The organism is Janthinobacterium sp. SUN073 (genome assembly GCF_030397665.1).
In the GTDB taxonomy this organism is placed as follows: domain Bacteria; phylum Pseudomonadota; class Gammaproteobacteria; order Burkholderiales; family Burkholderiaceae_D; genus Janthinobacterium.
This window is the reverse complement of record NZ_JAPUBT010000007.1, coordinates 313,154-329,728: the sequence shown is the minus strand read 5'-3', so window position 1 is coordinate 329,728 and position 16,575 is coordinate 313,154. Positions and strand designations below refer to the sequence as shown.

Genomic DNA, 16,575 nt, shown 5'->3' with positions numbered 1-16,575 from the left:
GAATTTCTTCGACAGAACCGTTGCGATTGCAGCGGTCAGCGTGGTTTTACCGTGGTCGACGTGGCCGATGGTGCCGACGTTGACGTGCGGCTTGGTCCGTTCGAATTTACCTTTTGCCATTTTGAACTCCTAATGATTTGATTAGATTGCTCAGGCACACGCCCGACGGTCTGGTTTGAATTGCTTCTGTGCTGCCTGCTGCGAATTCTGGTGCCCTTGACGTGGATCGAACACGTGGCCTCTCCCTTACCAAGGGAGTGCTCTACCACTGAGCTACAAGGGCTGTAATTTGTTGCATGCGATGCATCAAGCATCTGAACGGAAACTGGAGCGGGTGAAGGGAATCGAACCCTCGTCGTAAGCTTGGAAGGCTTCTGCTCTACCATTGAGCTACACCCGCGAGGTATCGTTCACTTATCTTCACTTACTTGCTACTACCCAGTTTTCCTTGCAAAAACTTGGTGGAGGGGGCTGGATTCGAACCAGCGTACTCATAGAGAACAGATTTACAGTCTGTCGCCTTTAACCACTCGGCCACCCCTCCGCGGGAACCGCAGAGTATGAAGCATCTACTCACAACTGTCAACCTTATTTACTGATGCCTGACTGCTGCATTTGCGTATAAAGAAGAAGTTGGCTGCTTCGGGGCGTGATTATAAGCTCCCGATTTGAGAATGTGCAAGGGTTGGCGTGAAAAAGTCGACTTTTTTTCGCATTTTTTTATCGCCCCTGGCTGCAAGCCGCATTTTCCCGTCATTCGCCTCGTATTTCTCCCTTTCACCGGGCGTCAGGCGGATGCATCCAGGAGTTGCCAAGGGGCTTATATTTACGCAACAACTGCTGATGCAAGCCCGATAGCACGGGCAATTTGGGGTTGCGTGGGTCCAGGCGGCGCACACCGGCAATAAACGTCAGCGCCTGCTGCCCCATGCGCTCATCCCAACCTTCGTGTTCCAGGCATTTCAGTACCGCCACGGCCGCATTGAAGACCACTTGCGGATTGTCGGGCAAGCGTGTGACGGCTTCGCCCATCAGATCGACGGCGCCGCGGAAATCGCCGTCTCCCGCCTTGGCGGCGCCCGCTGCCACCATATCGGCCACTTCCTGGCGGCTTTGCCGCGCCAGCGCCTTGGCCAGCTCCTCACGCCCCGCCAGTTCGAACACGGCCATGGCGCGCGTCATGGCCGCGCTGTCGGGCGCATTGCGCATGACTTCACGCATCACCTCGGCCGCGCCGTCTTCGCGCCCATGCGCCAGGCAGTGGCGCGCCAGCTCCGTTTTCAGCGTATTCGAGCTGCCCACGCTATGCCGGTTGGCGGCCAGGGCGGCGTCGAGCGATTGCTGCAAGCGTTCCTCGTTGCCCGTATGCGCATGCAGCATGGCGCTGCACAGGGCGCTGCACAGCTCCGCATTCTTTTGCCCTCCCATCGACTTGTCGAGGTCGCGGATCACGGCGCCCACCTGCAGCGGGTCGCCCTTGCGTACCAGGGTCTGCACCAGGCGCACATGGTCTTCCGGGTCACGGAACTCCGAATACTTGGCCTTGCTGACCACCAGCTTCAGGGCTTTTTCCGCCATCTCGATATCGTCGGCCGCCAGGGCCGCCTCGCCCAGCCGGCGCAAGCGGCGCACGGCATGCGGCGACAGGGCCACCGCCTCGCTCAGGGCCGCCTGCGCCAGTTCCGGCTTGCCTTGCGCCAAGTGCGTGCGCGCCAGCCAGTCATACGCGTCGAGAAAACGCTTATTGTTTTCCAGCAACCCTTCCAAGGTGCCCTGTGCCGCTGCGTACTCGCCCAGCAGAAATTGCGTCTTGGCCTGCCCCAGGCGCGCCCAGCCGATGGACTTGGCTTGGTACAGGGCTGCGTAGATCGGCTCGGCGTCGGCCGCCTCGCCCAGCAGCAAATGCAATTCCGCGCGCAGGCGCAGGAAATCGGTGGCGTAACGGGGATACAGGCTGGCGCCCTCGGCGCAGGCGGCAATCGCCGCGCGCTCATTGCCCACGTCGATCAGTGCATACACGGGCACGAAGGCATTGCGCTTGTCCAGCGCGCGACCGATGCGCTCAAGCATGTTCTCAGCGGTGAAGGGCTTGAGGATGTAATCGGTGGGCAGCAGCTCGACGGCGCTGACTACCTTGGCAAAGCTGCCTTCGCCCGTGACCATGAAGAACATGGTCGACGCATGCATCAATTTGTGATGGCGCAAGTCTTCCAGCATCTGCTGGCCATCCTGCCCGCCGTCGAGGTCATATTCGCACAGGATCAAATCATACGATTTGCTGCCCAGCATGCGGATCGCCTGGCCCGAGCTGGCCGCGTCATCGATCTTCGCCAGGCCGCACAGGTTGAGCATATTGTGCAAGCTGGCGCGCATGCCCGGATGCGGCTCGATGATCAGTGCGCTGAGGCCCTTGAGTTCTTTCATGTCGTAATGTCCGAAAACTCCGCGGCGCGCCACACTGGTGCGTGGCGCCGGCCAGCATGAGGCAGCCGAGTATATGACGGCGCCGCGCGCAAGGGAATGGTGTGCTGCCGAAAAACGCCAACTCAGGCAGTGGCGCGCTCCGGATGCCACAGTTGCGGCTCGTTGTCGATCAGGTCCAGCAGCGCCGTCACCACCTCCGGATCGAACTGGCTGCCGCTGCGCTGTTCGATGTACTCGCGCACTTGCGGATACGGCCACGGCTCCTTGTAGGGCCGCTCATGCAGCAAGGCGTCAAAAACATCGACCACGGCAACGATGCGCGCGGCCAAGGGAATGTCGCGTCCCTTCAGGCCATTCGGATAGCCGGCGCCATCGAAATGTTCATGGTGGCCGCCGGCGATCTGCGCGCCATATGTGAGGTAGCTGACGCCGTCGACCATGTTGGCGGCCCGCTCGAGGATGGTGCGCCCGACGCTGGCATGCAGCTGCATCTGTGTGCGCTCCTCGTCCGTATGCTTGCCCGGCTTGAGCAGCACGGCGTCCGGCGTGGCCACCTTGCCCACGTCGTGCAGGATGCTGGCCAGGCCGATCATGTCGAGCAGCTGCGGCGTGAGCTCGTCGGCATACACGCCGCGCTGCTGCATGCGGCGGGTGATGGCGTCGGACAATTGCTGCACCCGCCGCACATGGCCGCCCGTGTCGCTGTCACGGAACTCGGCCAGGTCGGCCAGCGCCACCACGGTCGCTTCCTGCGCCTTGCGCAGCTGGCCGAACATGTACAGGTTGTCGAAGGCGGCGGCGATGCGCTGGCAAAATACTTCCAGCAAGTCACGCTGGATCTGCGCCAGCGGCCAGGGCGGCGTGACGGAGATGGCCAGCTCGCGGTTGCCTTCCGTGTGGATGAACAGCACATTGGCCGGATGCTCGAACTGGCTGCGCTTTTCCGCAAACGCCTTGGCGATGGTGGCGGTGAGCGCATGTTCGGCCGGCATGGCTTCCGACTCGGCCAGCATGGCATAGGTGCCCGTGGCGGCGACCACCTCGGGCCGCCCGGCGCCGCCCTGCATCAGACACAGCACGCCGTCGGCACCCACGTCGAGGATGGCGCTGACCTGGTTCAGCACGCCGGAGGCGAATTCGCGCAGCGAATGGATCTGGTACAGATTGGTGGCGCCGGCGAGGATCTTGCCCAGGCCAATGCGGCTGCGCTCGAGCATCATCAGGCTCTCGTAGGCACGCAAAGCCGAGATGACGGTGGTAAACAGCTTCTGCGTCGTCAGTTCCGTCTTGGCCTTGTAATCGTTGATGTCGTATTCGATGATGACGCGCTGCTCGGGCGCCTGGCCCGGCTGGCCCGTGCGCAGCACGACGCGCACGATGGAGTTGTTCAGGTCGGCGCGGATGCGCTTGGCGAGGATCAGGCCTGCATCATCCGTTTCCATCACCACGTCGAGCAGCACCAGCGCGATATCGGGCGTATCACGCAAGATGTCATACGCTTCGCGGCCGCTGTAGGCGGAGAACAGTTCCAGTTCGCGCCCCTTGAAACTGACATTGCGCAGCGCCAGCCGCGTGACCGCATGCACATCGACATCATCATCGACGATCAGGACACGCCACAGGCGCTGGTCAGGCGCGGCCAGCCCGGCAGGACTGGCCACCGGCTCATCTTCGTCGAGCAGCCAGTTATCATCTGCATCGGCTGTGAGGTCGGTCATGAATACTCCTAATGGATAAGGTCGATGTGGACGCTGCGTTGACGCATATCAAGCATAATCAGATTAGATGCCGCTTACAACAGGATTCTTCACGCCATCCTCGCCAACGGCCGGCGCCGGCGCCGATGCGCCGCCACGCGTGCTGCCACCACAATTGTCCTGGCCCGGCCCGACCGCCTGGTAGCGCACTTCATACTTGCCAGCGCTGAGCTGTTCCACCAGCAGTTTGTCGTTCGCGAGGATGTACAGATAGCGCACGTTCGAGCGCCGCTCCGTGTCATACAGTTTGACGAACATGGGCGCGGCATTGTGGCTGTTGTCGATGCTGATGGCCAGCTCTTCGCCTTTGTTACCGATCAGGAACCCATCGACATAGCCGGAATGCGTCGGCCAGGGCTCGCCATTCGGCGCCACCAGCGCTGCGGACTCGGCCTTGCCTGTGCCATCGCAGGCGGGCTGGATGGCTTTCAGGCTCAGCTGGGAAACGGCCAGCACGCGGATCTCGGGCGTCTTCGCTTCCTGGGGTTCCGGTGCATATGGCTTGCCCACCGCCCAGCTGTCGACTGCCACTGCTTCGCCTTTCGATGACGGCGGCGCGGCGCTGGCCGCTGGCGCATGGGGCTGGGCGCCATCATGGGACAGCCCGCTCCAGGCCGATGCCAGCGCGACCGGCACGGGCTGGGAGGTATCGAGCATCAGCAAGGCGCCCAACCAGCCCAGCAACAGGCAGACAAGCAGGCTCAGCCACCAGCGCCAGTTGCGCCAGACGGGCTGCAGGCCGCGTCGCGGCTTGCCCCTGGATGGCGGCACATCCTGCGCCCAGGCGTGCTCATGCGACTGGGCATGGCCTTTCGCGCGGCCATCGCGGCCCTTGCCTTCTTCGTGATGGGTGCTTTCCAGCCATTCGATTTCCCACTCCTCGGCAGCGATCCACTCGTCGTGTTCCCTGCGGCGTTGCGGATCGGACAAGGTGCCATAGGCGCTGTTGAGGATCGCCATGATGCGGGCGGCCTTTTCGTCGCCGGGATTCTTGTCCGGGTGGTATTTCTGGCTGAGGGCTTTGTACGCGGCACGTATGACTTCCTGCGGCGCCAGGCGCGCCACCTTCAGGTTGTCATAGTGTGTATGTATCTTTCCCATCGTTCTATCTTGAAATCGGTGCGCGGCGACGGGTTCTTGCAGGATGGAACCGTGCTGTGTCGGTCATCATAAACGATATGACAAGATAATAACCACCGGCGGACAGGAAATTACAGGGCGACACTCCCCTGTCTTGATATTGCCGCGATTACAAGCGATGACTGCGGTCAGCGGACAACAGGACTTCCGGCAACGCCACGCGGTGCCCCACCGCCAGCACCTTGAACAATTCCCCCATCTCGGCCGGCGAGACCAGCTTGTGCACGGCGCTGGCCTGCGGCAAGTACGTTTTGACCTGCTCAGGATCGGTGCGCAGCAGCAAGTCGCCGATGCCAGCGCCCAGCAGGAAGGACGCCTGGTTCATGTACGCGAGCACATCGAGGCCGGCGTCCTGCGCCGCCACCGCCATGGCCGTGAAGTCGACGTGGGCCGTGATGTCTTGCAAGCCGGGCAGATAAAACGGTTCCGCATGGGCGTGGTGGCGGTAATGGCACATCAGGGTGCCCGTGGCCCGCAAGTCCAGATAATACTCGTGCGCCGGGAAACCATAGTCGAACAGCACGGCCGCGCCGCCCTTCCCATTGGTCAGCATGCGCGCCAGCGAACGCATGAAGCCGCAGGCGACGCCGTGGATTTCGCTGACATAGCCGACCGGCAAGGCATCGGCCTCGGGCACCTGGGCGGCGATCTGCGCGGCCACGTCGGCGCCGGCCGGGCGTTCGACAAACACGAACTGGCCATCGGCGATGCTGACATCGAGTTCGCACCAGCCGGCGGGGGTCTTGCTGATCAGGTTGACGGGCATGGCGTCCAGCACTTCATTGCCGAACACGGCGCCTTCGAAACTGTCGGGAAAACCGTCGAACCACACCACTTGCGGGAAGGCGGCCAGCGCCAGCTCCTGGCGCGCGCGCAATTCGCCGGATAACTCGACGATCGCATACTGTTCCACATGGATGCCGGCGCTGGCCGCTTCCGTCAGGATGTCGCAGGCCAGCTTGCCCGTGCCGGCGCCGAATTCGAGGATGCGCGGGGCCGTTTGCGCCATAATAGCGGCTGCCACATGGGCCAGGGTGGCGCCGAACAGGGACGAAATCTCTGGCGCGGTTGTAAAATCGCCATCTTTGCCCAGCTTGGCGGCGCCGCCGCTGTAATAGCCCAGGTCAGGCGCATACAGCGCCAGCTCCATGAAGCGGGCAAAGGGAATGGCGCCGTCATTGCGCGCGATTTCGGCGGCAATCTGGTGCTGCAAGGCATGGGACGCGGCCAGCGCGTCGCTATCGGGTACGGGAAGAGACATACCCGCATTGTAGCGAATCGACGGCGCATGCCGCCAGTGTGGCATCCACCGAATATCTCAACCATAGCAAAGACATGACAGAAGCAACGACAACGCCATTCGACAGCACTCCCCGCGTCGCCCTCGTCACGGGCGCCGCGCGCCGCATCGGCCGCGCCATCGCGCTGGGCCTGGCGCGCGACGGCTGGGATATCGCCGTCCATTACCGCCACTCGCGCGAGGAAGCCCTCAGCCTGGTGGCGGAAATCACGGCGCTGGGCCGCCGCGCGCAAGCATTCCCCTGCGACCTGGCGCAGGAAGACGCCGTGCGCCAGCTATTGCCGCAGGCACAGGCGGCGCTGGGGCCGGTTACTTGCGTGGTCAACAACGCATCGTTGTTTGAATACGACAATGCGGGCGATTTTTCCGTCGCCGCGCTCGACGCCCACATGCACGCCAACCTGGCCGCCCCCATCCTGCTGGCGCAAGCGCTGTACCAGGCCACCCCGGCAGGCGAACAAGCCGTGGTCATCAACTTGCTCGATCAAAAACTGTACAATCTCAATCCTGATTTTTTGTCGTACACCCTGTCCAAGGCGGCGCTGCTGTCGGCGACCACCATGCTGGCCCAGGCGCTGGCGCCGAAAGTGCGCGTGGTGGGCATCGCCCCCGGCATCACCATGGTCTCCGGCGAGCAGACGGAAGCGAACTTTGCCAAGGCGCATGAAAACACGCCGCTGGGCCGCTCCAGCACGCCCGAGGATGTGGCCGACAGCGTCTGTTACGTGGCCGGCGCGCGCGCGCTGACGGGCACGACCCTGCTGGTCGATGGCGGCCAGCATTTGATCGGCTTGCCGCGCGACGTCATGTTTTTAACCAAATAATCAGCAGTCCTACCCAATAAAAACATTAGCATTCCAGCATCCCCTAAAAGGTAAAACTATGTCGTCCGCCCTGTCTCACCCTCGCCTGGCCGATTGCCGCCGCCTGTTCCTGCGCAATTACGAAGTCCTCATCAACATCGGTGTCTATGACTTCGAGAAAAAGGGCGAGCAGCGCGTCCTCATCAACGTCGACCTGTACATTCCCCTGGCTCTGTCGACGCCCAAGGATGACCAACTGGAAGAGGTGGTCGACTACGACTTCATGCGCGAAACCATCGCCAAACGTATGGCGCAAGGCCACGTGCAGCTGCAGGAAAGCCTGGTCGACGACGTGCTCGCCGCCATGCTGGCGCACCCGCGCGTGCGCGCCGCGCGCGTATCGAGCATGAAGCCGGACGTGTATCCCGACTGCGAAGGCGTGGGCGTGGAAGTATTCAAGATCAAGGATGAAGCATGAACAACATGAGCAATGCCGCAGTGATGGAAACGACGACCATGGCCGTGGAATTCCCGGCCAATGTGGAAGCGCAGAAACTGGCGCGCAAGAAGGCGGAAAAGATCGCCCTGGAAAACAACAAGCTGCACAAGCGCTTGTGCCGCCTGGTGGGGCAAGCCATCGGCGACTTCAATATGATCGAAGACGGCGACAAGGTGATGGTCTGCCTGTCCGGCGGCAAGGATAGCTACGCGCTGCTGGACATCCTGATGACCTTGCGCGAACGCGCGCCGATTCATTTTGATATCGTCGCCGTCAACCTCGACCAGAAGCAGCCGAACTTCCCACCGGAAATCCTGCCCGCCTACCTGACGGAACTGGGCGTGGCCTTCCACATCGAAAACCAGGATACCTACAGCATCGTCAAGCGTTTGATCCCGGAAGGCAAGACCACCTGCTCGCTGTGCTCGCGCCTGCGCCGCGGCATCCTGTACCGCGTGGCCGATGAGCTGGGCGCCAACAAGATCGCCCTCGGCCACCATCGCGATGACATCCTGGAAACGTTCTTCCTGAATATGTTCTTCGGTGGAAAATTAAAGGGCATGCCGGCCAAGCTGCAATCGGACGACGGCAAGCACATCGTCATCCGCCCGATGGCGTACGTGAAGGAAGAAGACACGCAGCGCTATGCGGAAGTCAAGGGCTTCCCCATCATCCCATGCGACCTGTGCGGTTCGCAGGAAAACCTGCAGCGCAAGCAGATCAAGGGTTTGATGCGCGAATGGGACAAGAAATTCCCCGGCCGCGTGGAAAGCATCTTCTCGGCGCTGTCGAACGTGGCGCCATCGCACCTGATGGACCCGAAACTGTTCGGCTTCAAGGACTTGAAGGCCGATGGCGTGGCCAGCCCCATGGGCGACATCGCCTTCGATGAAGAGCCGTGCTCGACGCCGACCACGTTCGGTACGATCCCGCTGCAGGCGCTGTAAGCCGCTGTTACAAGCTTGTTTCGCCGCCACCGCCCAGGTGGCGGCATCCCTCCTCTTTCCCCCTGCGTCCATTTGCTGTACCGTAGTCAGCTCTGCCGGTACGCGATGTGTCACGCGCGCATTCCTGCCCGGCGGTCTGCACGCATTCTTCCGACAACCTCACTGGAATGAACCATGACGCCATCCGCGCTCAAGCGCCCCCTGCTGTTCTCCCTGCTGGCCCTCGGCCTCGCCACCGCCTCCGCCGCTCCTGCTCCTGCTCCTGCTCCCGCGCCCACCGACCGCCAGGCCGACCGCTGGGATCTGACGGCGCTGTATCAAAACGACGCCGCGTTCGACGCCGATGCGAAACAGCTGGCGGCCCAGCTGCAGCAACTGGGCGCCTGCAAGGGGCAATTGAAAGCCTCGCCGGCCCGCCTGAAAAGCTGCCTGGACCTGGTCGCCGATGCGCGCAAGCGCGTCAACACGCTCTATACCTATGCGGCGCAGTACTACGACCAGGACACGGGCGACAGCAAGGGCAACCAGCTGAACCAGCGCGCCGCCCTGCTGGGCAACGACTTCACCCAAGCAACGACCTTCTTGCAGCCGGAAATCCTCACCCTGGGCGCCAAGCGCATTGATGCCATGCTGGCCAAGGACCAGGGTTTGCAGCTGTACCGTTTTCAATTGAGCAACATGCTGCGCAGCGCGCCGCACACGCTCGACGCGGCCGGCGAACAGCTGGTGGCGCAATTCGGCCTGGCGACGAGCTCGGCCGCCAGCATCTACCGCACCCTGGCCAATGCGGAAATCCCGTGGCCGACCGTCAAATTATCGGATGGCACGCAAGTGCGGCTGGACCAGGCGGCCTATACCAAATACCGCGGCGACGACCAGCGCGCCGACCGCAAGCTGGTGTTCGATGCCTTCTTCGGCAAATGGAAAGAGTATGAACGCACGTTCGGCGAAACCCTGTACGGCCAGCTGAAAACGGATGCCGCGTATGCGAAGGTGCGCCATTACGCCGATTCGCAGAGCGCCGCGCTGGACGCCGACAATTTGCCGCCGGCCGTCTACCAGACCCTGATCGAGCAAACCAACGCCAACCTGCCCACCCTGCACCGCTACTTCAAGCTGCGCGCGCGCATGCTGGGCGTGAAAGACCTGGCGTATTACGACGTCTATGCGCCGTTGCTGAAAAGCGAGCGCAGCTTCCCGCTGGCCGACGGCAAGCGGATGATGCTGGACTCCGTCGCGCCGCTGGGCCCAGACTACGTGAAAGCCCTCACGTCGGCCGTGGAGGCGCGCTGGATGGATGTCTACCCGCGTCCGCGCAAGGTGGCGGGCGCCTACATGAATGGCGACGCGTATGACGTCCACCCTTTCGTGCTGCTCAACTACACGGACAATTACGAAGCCGTCAGCACCCTGACACACGAATGGGGCCACGCCATGCACTCGGTGCTGGCCAACAAGGCACAGCCATCGATCTATGCGCCGTACAGCATTTTTGTGGCGGAAATCGCCTCGACGACGAACGAAGCGCTGCTGCTCGACGCGCGCCTGAAACAGGCCAGGGACGACGACGAACGCCTGCTGTACCTGGGCGCGGCGCTGGAAAACCTGCGCGGCACCTTCTTCCGCCAGGCCATGTTTGCCGAATTCGAGGCGGCCATCCACGGCAAGGTGGATAAAGGAGAGTCGCTGACGGGCGAGCAGATGACGGCCATCTATGCCGGCATCCTCAAGCGTTACCACGGCGAAGCGCAGGGCGTCATGAAGATCGATCCCGCCTACGCGCTGGAATGGGCCTACGTGCCGCATTTTTATCACGGCTTCTATGTGTTCCAGTACGCCACCTCGATCGCGGCGGCGCAGGATTTCGCGCAGCGCATCCTCGACAAGGAACCGGGCGCCCTGGGCGCCTACCTGAAAATGCTCAGTTCCGGCGGCTCGGCCTACCCGTATGAGCTGGTGAAGGCGGCCGGCGTCGACCTGGCCTCGCCGAAACCGTACCAGGCGCTGGTGGCGCGCATGAACGGCATCATGGACCAGATCGAGACGATTGAAGCGAAGCGGGGGAAGTAAAACCCAACGTCTGAACGGCTGGGGTCAGACCCGAGGGTCTGACCCCGGAGTTTCCACTTCCGCCGCCGCAAACGCCGCCGCATCGCTCTCGAACATGTCTTCCAGCTCTTCGCGCGCCTGGCGCGTGAGGGACATGACTTTTTGCTGGTCCTGGAAGTGCGGCGCCACTTCCAGCAGGGTCTTGAGGTTATGCGCGCGGAAGATGCCGGCCGCGCGCTGCGCCCGTTCCGCGCTGAATCCCACCTGGCGCAAGGTCTGCTCGCCCAGCAGCAAAGCCGCGGCGAAAGTCTCGCGCTCGATGATGGTCACGCCGCGCTTCATCAATTCATAGTAATGCGTGACGTTGCGTGCACGCGCCAGTATCGTCAGCTGTGGCAGGCGCAGGCGCACGGCATCGACCAGCGCCAGGCTGTCGTCCACATTGTCGATGGCGATCACCAGCGCCTTCGCCTTCTCGATACCGGCCGCCACCAATAAATCCACGCGCGTGGCGTCGCCATAAAACACTTTAAAGCCGAACTTGCGCAGCAGCTCGATCTGGTCCGGGTCGTGGTCAAGCACCGTCACGCCAATCTTGTTCGCCGCCAGCAGGCGGCCGATGATCTGGCCGAAACGGCCGAAACCGGCGATGACGATGGGATTGTCCTGCGCCTCGATATGGTCATCGGGACGGCGCTTCTTGTCGCCTTGCAGGCGCGGCGCGACGAACTTGTCGTGCGCCAGCAGCAGCAAGGGCGTGGCCACCATCGACAGGGTCACCACCACGACCAGCAGCGCGGCCGTCTGCGGCGCAAACACGTGTGCGGCTTCGGCGGCGGCAAACACGACGAAGGCGAATTCGCCCCCTTGTGACAGCAGCAGCGCAAAGAACAGCTGCTGGCCGCGGGGAATGTCGACAAACTTCGACAACCCGTACAGCAAGGCGATCTTGACCGCCAGCAGACCGGCCACCAGGGCCAGGATCAGCAAGGGTTGGGCACGCAGCACGCCGAAATCGACGGACATGCCCACGGCGATGAAGAACAGGCCCAGCAGCAAACCCTTGAACGGTTCCAGGTCGGAAATGAGTTCATGGCGGTATTCGGAATCGGCCAGCAGCACGCCCGCCATGAAGGTGCCCAGCGCCATCGACAGGCCCACCGATTCCATCAGCACGCAAATGGCGATCACCAGCAGCAGGGCAAACGCCGTGAAGATTTCGCGCAAGTCCGTTTTGGCGATGAAGCGCAGGATGGGGTTGACGAGAAAGCGCCCGCCGATCACCAGCGCCGCCAGCACGGCGGCCAGCTTGGCCACGCGCAGCCAGCCCGGCTCACCACTGTGCGTGACCAGGCCGCCCAGCAGCGGCACCAGCGCGATCATGGGAATGGCGGCGATATCCTGGAACAGCAAAATGGAAAAGCCGGCGGAACCGGCCGGGGTGCTCATCAATTTTCGTTCACCCAGGGTGGCCAGCACGATGGCCGTCGACGACAGCGACAGCCCCAGCGCGCCCACCAGCGCCGTGCGCCAGTCCACGCCAAAGGCCATGGCCACGGCGCACAGTCCCGCGCTGACGACGCCCACCTGCGCCCCGCCCCAGCCGAAAATGGGCCGGCGCAGCAGCCACAATCGTTTGGGTTCGAGCTCCAGGCCGATCAGGAACAGCAGCAGCACCACGCCGAATTCGGAAAAGCTGAGGATCACCTCGACATTCTTGATCAGGCCCAGACCCCAGGGACCGATGACGACGCCGGCCACCAGGTAGCCCAGCACGGCGCCCATGCCCAGGCGCTTGGCCAGCGGCACCATGATGATGGCCGCCACCAGGTAAAACAGTATGTTGATGAGAAAGCTGTGGTGTTCCATGCGGATTCCGGAAAAACGTGATTGGAATCGCAATCATGCCTGAAGTGGCGCGCCGGCGGGGGTCAAGGCTGCGGAGCGTCGATGCGCGCGCGCAGTTCGTCGAGATTCACGCGCGACAGATAGCGTTCGATGTTTTTCCACACGGCGTGGTAGCCGTAACCGCCATTTTTCAGCTCATCGATCGCCTTCTCGCGCGGCCAGCCCTGGTACAGCATGCGGTACATGGCGGCCATCATGCCCGTGCGGTCGGCGCCGTGCAGGCAGTGCAGCAGCACGGGCCCATCCTGCCCGGCGGCGCGGATGGCACGCATGGTCGCTATCACATGCCGGTCGCCGATGGCCCAGGTATTGATGGGAATGCGCACGGCGCGGATGCCGCTGCCATCGAGCACCTGCGTATCGGAGTGGAAGGAGCGCAGGCTGATCACCGTCTTCACGCCCAGCGCCTGCAGCTGGGCCACGTCGGCACTGTCCAGCATGGCGCTGCGGTACAGGCCCGGCGTGACCTGGTGCAGGTTCGACACCTGCGGCAGCGGCGTCGCCCAGTCCGCAGGGCGTGGCGACGATGATTGTGCCCCGGCCGGCGCGGCGGCCAGCCCCAGGGCGAGGGTCAGTAGTACTGCATGCAACATCATGGCTTCCTTGTTATCGCAGAACGGCGCCAGCGCGACCGTCGTCCAGCACCTGCGCCAGCACGTCCAAAGCGGCGCGCGGGCGGCCCAGCGCCAGCGCCTTTGCGCGCATCGCTTGCAACTGTTCAGGGTGCTCAAGCAACAGGCGCACCCGGTATTCCAGGGTCACGCCATCGAACGCTTTCAATGCCACGCCCTGCTCCAGCAGATAGTCGGCGTTGCGCTCTTCCTGGCCGGGAATCGGCGCGTTGACGATCATGGGCAAGCCCAGCGCCAGGCATTCGGAAGTGGTCAGCCCGCCCGGCTTGGTGATCACCAGGTCGGCGCACGCCATCAGGCGCTCTACTTCGCGGGTAAATCCTTGCGCCAGCAGGCGGCCCGGGTACTGGCCGGCCAGATCCTGCAGCGCCGCCAGCGCGGCGGCGTTTTTCCCCGCCAGCACGATCAACTGGAAGTCGCCGTCCAGCGCCAGCAGGCGCGCGGCGACGGTATCGAGGCTGCCCAGCCCTGCCCCGCCACCCATCAGCAGGATCGTCGTGCGCTGCGGATCGAGGCCGAATGCCTGCGCGCACTGCACGCGCTCGGGCACCTGCGCAAACGCGGGCATGATGGGGATGCCCGTCACGTGGATGCGCTCGGCGGGGATGCCTTCGTGGCGCATGCGGAACGCCACCTCGTCGGTGGCGGCAAAATAACCGCGCATCCGTTCGTGCACCCACATGCGGTGCAAGTCGAAATCGGTGACCTGCACCCAGATGGGGCAGGCCAGCTGTTCCTTGCGCAGCGCGCGCGATAGCAGCTCGGCCGGCAGGAAATGCGTGCAGATGATGGCGTCGGGCTGGAAGGCGGCGATCTGCGCCATCAGGGCACGCGTGTTGAGGCGCTCGATGCCACGGCGCAAACGCTGCATCGAGCTGTCGCGCGGCGCATCGTGGCTGGCGTGATACAGATAGCCCCACAGCGCGGGCGCCTTGTTGACCAGCTTGATGTAAAAATCCGTGTACAGCTTGCGGAACGCGGGCGTGACGAAATCCATCACATCGAGGTGGCTGGCGATGGCGGCACTCCCCCCGCCGTCATCCTGCGTGGCATACGCCTCGATGGCTTGCGCCGCGCGCAGGTGGCCAGCGCCGGCCGAGACGCTCAACAGGAGAATTCTTTTCTGTTTTTTTTCTGTCATGGGAAACCGATACATGGAACAGGTGGGCGCTGACGCGGAGGATAGAAAGAATAGCATTTCCGCGTCACGCTCATCATGAGCCTTGTCAATCCATGAAACTGACGGGCGCCACGTCGACGCGCATGACCGGATACAGGTTCAAGCGCTCATCCCACGAGGCGTGGCGGCGGGCGAAAAACTCCAGGCGCGCATGCGGATTCCTGGCAAACTCGGGTTCGTCGGCCAGCTTCTGCCGGAACTGCGCCGCCAGCGCCGGGTCGGCCGCCAGTTGCGCGCGTGCCACATCCTCGGCCACATAGTCCTCCATGTATTCCTTGCGCTCGAACGCCGTATTGAAGCTGCCCCAGGCCAGCAGCGAGTCCGGCGCGCGCGGCTCGAGCAGCGCCATCACCAGGCGCGCCTTCGGCTGGTTGACGGGCACGTACAGCGCGCCCGCATCGACCAGGCGTTCTTCCTTCTGCCATTCGCCCTGTACCGCCAGCGTCTGGCGTCCCTCGAACGACTGCGCGCCAAACTTCACCTGCGTGGCGCGGAAGACTTCCACATTCTGCCTGGCGAAGATGCTGCGCATTTCCTGGTAGGCGATGCCGTGCTGGCGCAACTTGGCGCCCACCATGGCCGCCTGCGCGCGTGGCACCAGGTAACCGGCCTTCGGCGTGGCCACCTGCAGGTCGGGCACGATCTCGTCGCGCAACGGCACGTTCCAGATTTGCGGCGTCTTTTCGTCATAGCGCGTCATCAGCGCGCCCGACACCTCGGACGGCGTGCGCGTATAGGCATAGCCGCGAAACGCGATCATGCGGCTTTTCTCAGTGGTTTTATACGTGAGCGGCAAGGTGCTGCCGGCCAGCTGCGTCGCGCGCAGGTCCGCTTCCATGGCGCTCTGCCGCCATGCGGCGCCGTGCTGCGCCATCTGCGACAGCAGGGAAATGATGGTATTGCGCGTGATGCGCACGCGGGTCGGGTAGTCCTTCCACGAGTGGGTTTCCACCAGCACGCCGAAACGGTTACGCAACATGAAATAACCGTGCGAAAAGCGCGGGTTCGGCGTCGAATCGACAAAACCCGACTGCGGATTGTCTTCTTCGGCAAACGACATGTAGAACGGCTTCGGATCGGAACCCTGCTTTGCCAGGTCGGCCAGCACGCCGTCGCGCAGCGCCGTTCCCGCCGCACGCAAGGCCGCATCGCCCGCATGCACGGGTTCGACCTGGATCGAGATATCGGGTTCGAACTGCGCGCCGTCCGTCACGTGCAGGTCGACATACGCCAGCGGATCCCAGGCATTGACCAGCGCCAGCATGTGCTGCATCTCGGGCGTATCGGCCTTCATGTATTCGCGGTTCAGATTGTAGTTTTGCGCCGTGCTGCGCCAGCCCATTTCCTGCGGCCCGCGCTGGTTTGGGCGGTTCCAGTTACCGAAGCGCTCATGGCCGTCGACATTGAACACGGGCACGAACAGCAGCACCTGCTTGTCCAGCGCGCCGGCGGCCGCCTTGCCTTCCAATACTTCGCGCAGGGCCAGGAAGCCCGCATCCTTGCCGTCGATTTCGCCCGCATGGATGCCGCCCTGTACCAGCAGCACCGGCAGCTTGCGCAGCCTGGCCGCCTCCGGCGTCAGCGCGCCCGTGCTGGAAACGGCCAGCGCCAGCATGGGGCGGTTTTCCGGCGTGCGGCCAAATTCAAAGCAGCGCACCTGTTTCGGATACTGGTCTTCGAAGCGCCGGCACAAGGCTTCCACTTCCTCGTAGCGGCCCGTATTCCTGAAACCCGAGTACTCGGCCGCCGTCTTCAGGGAAAACAGCCGCATATCGCGTGCGGCGTGCGCGTTGACGGCAAACAGGGAAAACACGGCGGCGGACAGCAGGACACGGCGTAGCATCGGACTAGCTCCATCAAGAGGGACAAGCGGGCAATTATAGAGGCGCGGTCAGCTAAAAACGCAGCGAAAAATAAAAAAGCCGGAACAGCGTCA

The 16,575-nt window shown here is 63.2% G+C and carries 13 protein-coding genes and 3 tRNA genes; 4 read left to right on the top strand and 12 right to left on the bottom strand.

Going from position 1 to position 16,575, the window contains the following annotated elements:
• The 8 genes from O0882_RS20130 to O0882_RS20095 form a co-directional block, all read right to left on the bottom strand.
• Positions 1-120: GTP-binding protein (locus O0882_RS20130; RefSeq protein ID WP_017452634.1), on the bottom strand; the 120-nt coding region annotated here is incomplete at its 3' end.
• A gap of 88 nt (positions 121-208) precedes the next feature.
• Positions 209-283 (bottom strand) — tRNA-Thr (locus O0882_RS20125).
• 43 nt (positions 284-326) lie between these two features.
• Positions 327-400, bottom strand: a tRNA-Gly gene (locus O0882_RS20120).
• Between the two features lie 59 nt (positions 401-459).
• A tRNA-Tyr gene (locus O0882_RS20115) sits at positions 460-544 on the bottom strand.
• A gap of 233 nt (positions 545-777) precedes the next feature.
• Positions 778-2,424: a tetratricopeptide repeat-containing response regulator gene (locus O0882_RS20110; protein ID WP_289950836.1), complete on the bottom strand. Its 1,647-nt coding sequence runs from the start codon at positions 2,422-2,424 to the stop codon at positions 778-780.
• A 122-nt stretch (positions 2,425-2,546) separates the two neighbouring features.
• Positions 2,547-4,142 (bottom strand): DUF3369 domain-containing protein, encoded by a 1,596-nt coding sequence (locus O0882_RS20105; protein ID WP_289950834.1) that lies wholly within the window; start codon positions 4,140-4,142, stop codon positions 2,547-2,549.
• A 63-nt stretch (positions 4,143-4,205) separates the two neighbouring features.
• Complete coding sequence (locus tag O0882_RS20100; protein ID WP_289950832.1) at positions 4,206-5,282, bottom strand: J domain-containing protein; 1,077 nt, start codon at positions 5,280-5,282, stop codon at positions 4,206-4,208.
• Positions 5,283-5,430: 148 nt separating this feature from the next.
• Positions 5,431-6,582: an SAM-dependent methyltransferase gene (locus tag O0882_RS20095; RefSeq protein ID WP_289950831.1), complete on the bottom strand. Its 1,152-nt coding sequence runs from the start codon at positions 6,580-6,582 to the stop codon at positions 5,431-5,433.
• Between the two features lie 74 nt (positions 6,583-6,656).
• On the opposite strand from O0882_RS20095, the gene O0882_RS20090 reads away from it, so the two are divergent.
• The 4 genes from O0882_RS20090 to pepF all read left to right on the top strand — a co-directional run bounded on the left by O0882_RS20090 (position 6,657) and on the right by pepF (position 10,940).
• On the top strand, positions 6,657-7,445 hold the full coding sequence (locus O0882_RS20090; protein WP_289950830.1) for an SDR family oxidoreductase: 789 nt from the start codon (positions 6,657-6,659) through the stop codon (positions 7,443-7,445).
• Positions 7,446-7,503: 58 nt separating this feature from the next.
• Complete coding sequence (locus tag O0882_RS20085; protein ID WP_046682033.1) at positions 7,504-7,902, top strand: dihydroneopterin aldolase; 399 nt, start codon at positions 7,504-7,506, stop codon at positions 7,900-7,902.
• 38 nt (positions 7,903-7,940) lie between these two features.
• Complete coding sequence (gene ttcA / locus O0882_RS20080; RefSeq protein WP_289950847.1) at positions 7,941-8,870, top strand: tRNA 2-thiocytidine(32) synthetase TtcA; 930 nt, start codon at positions 7,941-7,943, stop codon at positions 8,868-8,870.
• Between the two features lie 174 nt (positions 8,871-9,044).
• The gene (gene pepF / locus O0882_RS20075; RefSeq protein WP_289950829.1) at positions 9,045-10,940 is read left to right on the top strand and encodes an oligoendopeptidase F; all 1,896 of its coding nucleotides are present in this window, start codon (positions 9,045-9,047) and stop codon (positions 10,938-10,940) included.
• Between the two features lie 24 nt (positions 10,941-10,964).
• Here the strand turns inward: pepF and kefC are convergent, their stop codons facing one another.
• The 4 genes from kefC to O0882_RS20055 form a co-directional block, all read right to left on the bottom strand.
• Positions 10,965-12,788: a glutathione-regulated potassium-efflux system protein KefC gene (gene kefC, locus O0882_RS20070; RefSeq protein ID WP_289950828.1), complete on the bottom strand. Its 1,824-nt coding sequence runs from the start codon at positions 12,786-12,788 to the stop codon at positions 10,965-10,967.
• Between the two features lie 62 nt (positions 12,789-12,850).
• Positions 12,851-13,423, bottom strand: coding sequence for a dual specificity protein phosphatase family protein (locus O0882_RS20065; protein ID WP_354670280.1), 573 nt, complete (start codon positions 13,421-13,423; stop codon positions 12,851-12,853).
• Between the two features lie 10 nt (positions 13,424-13,433).
• Positions 13,434-14,600 carry a glycosyltransferase gene (locus O0882_RS20060; protein WP_289950827.1) on the bottom strand — a complete coding sequence of 389 codons (1,167 nt, stop codon included), beginning with the start codon at positions 14,598-14,600 and terminating at the stop codon, positions 13,434-13,436.
• 85 nt (positions 14,601-14,685) lie between these two features.
• Positions 14,686-16,482 (bottom strand): M14 family metallopeptidase, encoded by a 1,797-nt coding sequence (locus O0882_RS20055; protein ID WP_289950826.1) that lies wholly within the window; start codon positions 16,480-16,482, stop codon positions 14,686-14,688.
• Positions 16,483-16,575 lie beyond the last annotated feature (93 nt).

Coding starts and splice junctions, on each gene's coding strand:
- ttcA (WP_289950847.1), top strand. CDS start 7,941: ATGGCCGTGGAATTCCCGGCCAATGTGGAAGCGCAGAAACTGGCGCGC.
- O0882_RS20085 (WP_046682033.1), top strand. CDS start 7,504: ATGTCGTCCGCCCTGTCTCACCCTCGCCTGGCCGATTGCCGCCGCCTG.
- O0882_RS20090 (WP_289950830.1), top strand. CDS start 6,657: ATGACAGAAGCAACGACAACGCCATTCGACAGCACTCCCCGCGTCGCC.
- kefC (WP_289950828.1), bottom strand. CDS start 12,788: ATGGAACACCACAGCTTTCTCATCAACATACTGTTTTACCTGGTGGCG.
- O0882_RS20060 (WP_289950827.1), bottom strand. CDS start 14,600: ATGACAGAAAAAAAACAGAAAAGAATTCTCCTGTTGAGCGTCTCGGCC.
- O0882_RS20100 (WP_289950832.1), bottom strand. CDS start 5,282: ATGGGAAAGATACATACACACTATGACAACCTGAAGGTGGCGCGCCTG.
- O0882_RS20055 (WP_289950826.1), bottom strand. CDS start 16,482: ATGCTACGCCGTGTCCTGCTGTCCGCCGCCGTGTTTTCCCTGTTTGCC.
- O0882_RS20065 (WP_354670280.1), bottom strand. CDS start 13,423: ATGATGTTGCATGCAGTACTACTGACCCTCGCCCTGGGGCTGGCCGCC.
- O0882_RS20110 (WP_289950836.1), bottom strand. CDS start 2,424: ATGAAAGAACTCAAGGGCCTCAGCGCACTGATCATCGAGCCGCATCCG.
- pepF (WP_289950829.1), top strand. CDS start 9,045: ATGACGCCATCCGCGCTCAAGCGCCCCCTGCTGTTCTCCCTGCTGGCC.
- O0882_RS20105 (WP_289950834.1), bottom strand. CDS start 4,142: ATGACCGACCTCACAGCCGATGCAGATGATAACTGGCTGCTCGACGAA.
- O0882_RS20095 (WP_289950831.1), bottom strand. CDS start 6,582: ATGTCTCTTCCCGTACCCGATAGCGACGCGCTGGCCGCGTCCCATGCC.